Origin of the sequence: Acetobacter oeni, from assembly GCF_011516825.1 — a bacterium.
Lineage (GTDB): Bacteria > Pseudomonadota > Alphaproteobacteria > Acetobacterales > Acetobacteraceae > Acetobacter > Acetobacter oeni.
The window spans coordinates 91,704-97,703 of the sequence record NZ_WOTA01000014.1 but is presented as its reverse complement, the minus strand read 5'-3'; the positions used below and the strand labels follow the sequence as shown (position 1 = coordinate 97,703).

The following is a 6,000-nucleotide window of genomic DNA, read 5'->3' as shown; positions in this document are numbered from 1 at the left end:
GATACTGCGCTCGGGTGATTTCAGTCCAGGCCATCTTGATCTCATCAGGTTATCGCAAACCCATGAATCATAACCCGCTGAAATCACTCAACTCATTTTCGGTCAGACACTCAGAGGGCGTTGACCACGACGGTCAATGATATCGAACATATCGAAAGCCAGGCGCTGACGGGCGCCGCCCACACTATTTCCGCTGGTTTATTCCGGTCGCGGGCGTGATCTTCGTGGTGATTCTGGCAAGCGCTTCCTCCTGGCAGACCGAAGCTGTCTCCACGCCTCCCGCACAAACCAGCTCGCCGCCATCCAGTATCGTGAAGGCGCCGTGGACTATCTTCAGGTCGTCATCGCCCAGACAGCGGAATTGCAGGAGTGTGAGGACATGATCACCCTATCTTACACGGCGCCTGACCGCAGGGATCGATCTCGTGCGCGCAATGGATAGCTGATGGAATGGGAAAGACCGGTAACCGTATTTAAGCCGTGCATGCAACATGCCACGGCAATCCGTTTTTACGCATAGCGGCTCGCCGGGGCCGGGAGGCCAATCCTCCCTCTCAAAGTCGGAATATTCCGGTCAGTCAGAAGGCCGGACTTTTCCAGAACCGGCATGACATGTCTGTAGAAATCCCCGATGGTTTCAGGAAGCAATGGCGCACAGATGTTAAAGCCGTCGGCGGCGCCGCTGTGGAACCAGTCCAGCATTTCTGCAGCGATATGCTTTCCTGCGTCAACGACAACGCGCGCGCCATAGCCAGAGGCGATGACGCGCGCGAGTTCACGTAGAGTCAGATTGTCCCGTTGCGCCATATCAGCGAGGTTTCTGGCAATACTTCCGACAGAGGCGCCAGCCTGCGGATCAGGGACGGGACCGTCCAGCGGGTGGTCGGAAAGGTTGCCCATCTGGTTGTAGAGATACTGACGGGCCAGCTCGTCGGGAATCAATTCGTTGAGTTCGCCGGATGCTGCGCGGGCATCCTCTTCGGTAAGGCCGGTAAACGGGACGAAACCAGGGAGGACACGAAGTGCGTCCGGGTCGCGGCCAAATGCAGCGGCACGCTCACGGAGCTCCGAGCGGAAGGTGATGGCAGCATCCTGTGACTGGGGAGCTGTGTAGACGAGATCCGCAGTGCGCGCGGCGAGGTTCATGCCTGCGTCCGAGGCACCTGCCTGGACGATGACCGGACGACGCTGCGGGCTGCGTGGAACGCTGAGCGGCCCGCGTACCCGGAATTCGTCGCCCTGATGATTCAGGGTGTGCAGTTTCGCGGGATCAAGAAAACAGGCGTTATCTTTGTCATGAAGCAGGGCGTCCTCGTCCCATGAATCCCACAAACCTGTGACGACATCAACAAATTCCTCAGCGCGATGATAACGGGTAGCATAATCGGGGTTCGTGTCGAGACCGAAATTGCGGGCTTCGGCATCCGACCAGGAGGTGACCACGTTCCAGCCCGCGCGTCCGCCGCTGAGCAGATCAAGCGAAGCATATTGTCTGGCCAGGGAATAGGGCTGATTATAGGTCGTGGAAGCCGTCGCCACCAGGCCAATGCGGCTGGTGACGGCGGCAAGGGCGGAAAGCAGGGTGAGCGGTTCGAAATCGGCGACCTGGGAGGACTGGGCGAAAGCACCTTTTGGTTCGTCGCGGACCCGGACAGCCATGCCGTCCGCGAGGAAAACAAGGTCGAAACCGGCAGTCTCGGCCGCCTGCGCGACCGTGCGATAATGTGCGAAAGAGGTTGTTCCTGCTGCATTGGCACCCGGATGGCGCCACCCGGCGGCATGGTAACCAAGATAGCGCATGGAGAGACCAAGGACGAGACGGCGTGTGCTCATGTGCTGATCCTGACAATCAGTAGCTGCGATCGGAGTTGTAGCCGGAGGGGAGCCCCCTCTCCGCGTGATGCGGCCCGGATGACGCTGACTGCGTGGGCAGCTTTAGCCAGGCGTGAGATTTCGGCGGAACGGGGCGAGATGATCATCTTCGGATGCAACCACTAGCTTCTTTCCAGCCGGTGACCTCCGGATCTGACATCAGCCGGTCGAAAAATTCTGTCCATTCCGGAAGAGCGACGCTGACGCCTGGACAGATGGCGAGACAGGTCATGATATGAGTCCATCACGGTGTTCCCCGATGAGCGGTCCTGCAAGACAAAGGCACAGGACGCTCATCGAGGCCACAGCAAGGAGCCAGAGGCCGGGCATGCTGAGAAGGCCGGAATTCCGTGTGAGAATGGAGAGCAGGACGGGGGTAAAGCCACCGAACAGAAGCTGGCTTGCAGCGTAAGAGAGGGCGATGGAACTGGCACGGTTTCTGGGAGGAAAGATGTCGGCCAGCAAAGCCGGTACGGAGGCGTAATACGCGCCGTAAATGCAGAAAATGAAAGCTGACTGAACGGCAATGAGACGCGCGGCCGAAGGGGCAGCACTCAGCCAGGCGAAGAGAGGCCAGGCGATGAGACCGCCGATGGTTGCCGCCACGATCATCATTATCCGCCGTCCGGCCTTGTCGCCCAGTGAAGCAAAGAATGGCGGCACGATGATTGAAAGCAGGCCGGAGCCGATTGTGCCGCTCAGGGAGCCTGTTTCGGACAGGTGCAGAAAAGTCCGGGCATAGGTTGGCATGTAGACATTCAGGCCGCTGCCGGTGGCGCCCAGCCCGACGACGCCGATTGCAAGAAGGATACGTTTTTTGTCGTTTCGGGCAATCTCGGTGAGCGGAAGATGGTTCTCCTGACAGATGAATTCTTCCGACTCTTCTCCGCGCAGGCGCAGCCAGATTGCGAACGGCCCCATGAGCAGACCGAAGAGGAAGGGGAGGCGCCAGGCGCCTGCGTCGATCTGGCTGTCAGTGAAGAAGTGATGGACGCACCATGCGAGAGAGGCGGCGAGGGTGACAGAGACACCGGAGGCAGACCATTGCAGGCTGGCGTAAAAGCCGCGGCGTGCCGGGTCGCGCTCTGCCAGCATGGCAGACGCGCTGCCGAACTCGCCGCCTGCGGCGAAGCCCTGCGTCATGCGGGAGAGAACGAGCAGAGCCGGAGCGAGTGGGCCAATGGTCCGGCTGTCGGGGATAAGGGCGACTGCGCCCGTGCCGATCGTCATGAGCACAGAGGAAAGGATCAAACCGCTGCGGCGTCCGTGACGGTCTGTCCAGGAGCCGAGCCACGCGGCGCCGAGCGGACGCACGAGGAAGGCGACGCCAAAGCTGCCGAGGCTTAAGGCGAGGGCAAGGGGACCACCCTGGCCGGTGGAGAAGAACAGCCGTGAGAAGGTGACCGAGAACATGCCATAGAGCAGCATGTCGTACCATTCCAGCGCACCGCCCAGGGTCGTGGCCAGAATGGTGCGTTTCTGCCTGTGTCCGAACGCCTGACGCGGGCAGGTGTCGGAGGAAAGCGCGGAGATGGCAGCGGGAAGTCCCATGCTCAGAAGCCGGTGGTCAGCGAGACGACCCCGGAGAATTTGCCTCCGGTGATGTAGGTTGGCTGGCTGGCCGCGATGGTGTGTCCGTAAACGCCCTTTGTGGCGACGGCATTCGATGTCAGACCCCAGGCACCGGAAAGATAATGGGTGTCACCGAGATTGATGAGATTGAGCTGAATTTGCGGTCGTTTAAGAAATCCGACGTCGTGGAACCGGTAGCCTATGCCGAGATTGGCAGTTTTGTAGGCCGGGATGCTCTGGTCATTCATGAAGGTGGTGTACTGAGAATCGACGTAGTTAAAAGAGAAGTTCCCGAACAGCGTTCCATCGTCATAGGAAATGCCGATGGACCCCATGAACTTCGGTGTAAGAACTGCGGTTTTTCCCTTTGTCGGAAGATAGTCGCCACCGGCAGCGATGTTGTTATTCATCGTCGCGTGGAGATACTGTCCGGACAGATAGGGCGAAAAATGATGCCAGGCGGGAAGGCTGAATTCGGCGCTGACGCCACGTGTGGTCTGGCCGCCGCCGCTCAGTGACGTGGTAATAGTCGTTCCGTTAACCAGCGAGTTGCTGGTTAGCTGCCTGTTGGTAAAATTGTAGTTGAACAAAGAAACAGTGAGGTTGAATGCACCGTAGTGACGATAACCCACTTCCTCCGCAATGGAATATTCCGGCTTGATGTAGCCCGAGTGGGTACTGGTCATCTTACCGGTCGCCACGCTGAACATGTCGATGGATGGCGTGACAGCGGCTGCCTCGCGAAAAGCCGTCGTGCCATTGACGTAAATCTGATCTCGGGGCGTAATCTGATAACTGATTGCAACGCGAGGCAGCGGCTGGAAATCACTGAAGCCGGTTGCGTAAGTGGCGCCCGGAATAAGATTTGTCGCTGTCCGCGTCATCATAACGTTTTTGATTCCCGCCGAGATGGTCAGCCTGTCGCCGAACGCCCGGTACGTATCCTGTAACGTGATGGCATTGAGCTGCTGGATGACATGCGCGTTCCACTGGAGAAGTCTCTGACCGTTTTGCGTCAGAACGGGATACTGTCCCCACAGATTTGCTGCCTCGCCGCTGGCGCCCGGCAGTGAGTAAGAGGGGTCTTCAGTGTAGTTCACATAGGAATACCAGTATCCGATCGAAAGATCGTTATGGCGATATTTCCAGCTCAGAGCACTATTGAACCCAAAAGTCGATTCACGGAAATGATCGACTGAAACACCCACGGCACTGCCAGACGTGCCGGATGGGAACTGGAGAGTCCCGGCGGATTCATTGCCCAGATAGCTGCCGGTCTGGCTAAGGGTGGTGGCACCATTCAGAGTGCCGTCGACATCGTAGATGTAAGGGGTCGCGGTCAGTTCAAGCCCGTGACCGAGGTTGAAATGCGTCTGGACGCTGGCATGGGCGTGGCGCCACTCATACTGATGAAATTTGTAGTAATTAGTATTCGACCCGGTGAAATTTTTTGCATAATTATAGGAATCTCCATATTCGCGCCACTGCGCCATGGTTGGGTAGGTGTAAAGGCTCTCCGTAACATCGTTGTAGGACATAAACGGAGAAATGCTGTTGCCATCGCCCCAGATTTTCTCACCCTTGAAATCGACATGCCAGCGGTTAAGCCCTCCCGGACCGCGCCAGTTGGTAGCGGTGGTGTTGGAGAACGAAGCGTAGGAACGGAAACCGGAATGTCCGATTTCGCCTGTCTCCGCGCGGATGAATTCGCGTTCAAGATCATTGCCCCCGAACGTGAAATCCGCGAGACCTCCGGCTTTTGCTGACGGGCTGCGCATTTTCGCGCTGATCAGACCGCCGACAGCGCTGAAAGTCGGCGACATGAGGTCAGGCGATCCGGGCGAGACAGTAATGGAGCCGATGTTCTCCGTATCGGCCCAGGTAGAGGATGCCGGACTGTAATAGAGTACGTCCGAAGGGTTCATACCTTCGAATTCGTAGCCGATTTCGTTCTGATTCATGCCGCGCATGGAAACGCTCATGCGGTCGGTGGCGCCGGTGGGATCAGCACTGGCGACCACGACGCCGGGCGTATTACGCACGAGATTCAGCACGTTGGTGGTGGGCGACTGAGATGCGATGTAATCGCGCGTGATGGTATTGCGGGCATAGGGTGATGTCTGCTTCGCCATCAGGCCGCCGCCTGGCGTTCTTCCGGTCATTCCGGTCGCGGAAACGGCGCCATGGACGGCAATGGTTTCGTTGCCTCCCTGCATAGAGGTGGCATGAGGGGCGGGACTTGTCGTTACCTGCTTCCCCGCTGATGTGGGCGGCGTCGTGTCGCGCGACTTTGTCGCGCCGCCGTGTAACGGATACCGGGAATGTGCCGGCCGTGCTGAGGCCATGGTGATGGCGAGCAGGGAGGCACCCGTGCACGCTGTTGCCATTACACTAAAGGAACGAAATCCGGAACGGAACATGAGAGTGCCTCACTGTCGGCGCGGTGGGGACTAAGGAGGATTGGGCCGCCGTGCATACTGAATGGTCTGTCATGCCAGGAGAACCGCAGGGGTATTCGTCCTGACGTGGCTTTACGGTATGCTGAAAAAGTTGTCC

At 58.4% G+C, this 6,000-nt stretch carries 3 protein-coding genes; all 3 read right to left on the bottom strand.

The window, feature by feature from the left end:
• Positions 1-510: 510 nt before the first annotated feature.
• The gene (locus GOB90_RS10820) at positions 511-1,833 is read right to left on the bottom strand and encodes an LLM class flavin-dependent oxidoreductase (RefSeq protein WP_146887660.1); all 1,323 of its coding nucleotides are present in this window, start codon (positions 1,831-1,833) and stop codon (positions 511-513) included.
• 267 nt (positions 1,834-2,100) lie between these two features.
• A complete protein-coding gene (locus GOB90_RS10815; protein WP_146887658.1) occupies positions 2,101-3,423 on the bottom strand; it encodes an MFS transporter in 1,323 nt (440 codons plus the stop codon).
• A gap of 2 nt (positions 3,424-3,425) precedes the next feature.
• Entirely contained in the window at positions 3,426-5,831 is a 2,406-nt protein-coding gene (locus GOB90_RS10810; protein ID WP_242011949.1) for a TonB-dependent receptor, read from the bottom strand.
• Positions 5,832-6,000: the final 169 nt, after the last annotated feature.

What these genes read in the sequence shown, in the direction of transcription:
- GOB90_RS10820 (WP_146887660.1), bottom strand. Translation starts at nt 1,833, where the DNA reads ATGAGCACACGCCGTCTCGTCCTTGGTCTCTCCATGCGCTATCTTGGT.
- GOB90_RS10815 (WP_146887658.1), bottom strand. Translation starts at nt 3,423, where the DNA reads ATGGGACTTCCCGCTGCCATCTCCGCGCTTTCCTCCGACACCTGCCCG.
- GOB90_RS10810 (WP_242011949.1), bottom strand. Translation starts at nt 5,831, where the DNA reads ATGGCAACAGCGTGCACGGGTGCCTCCCTGCTCGCCATCACCATGGCC.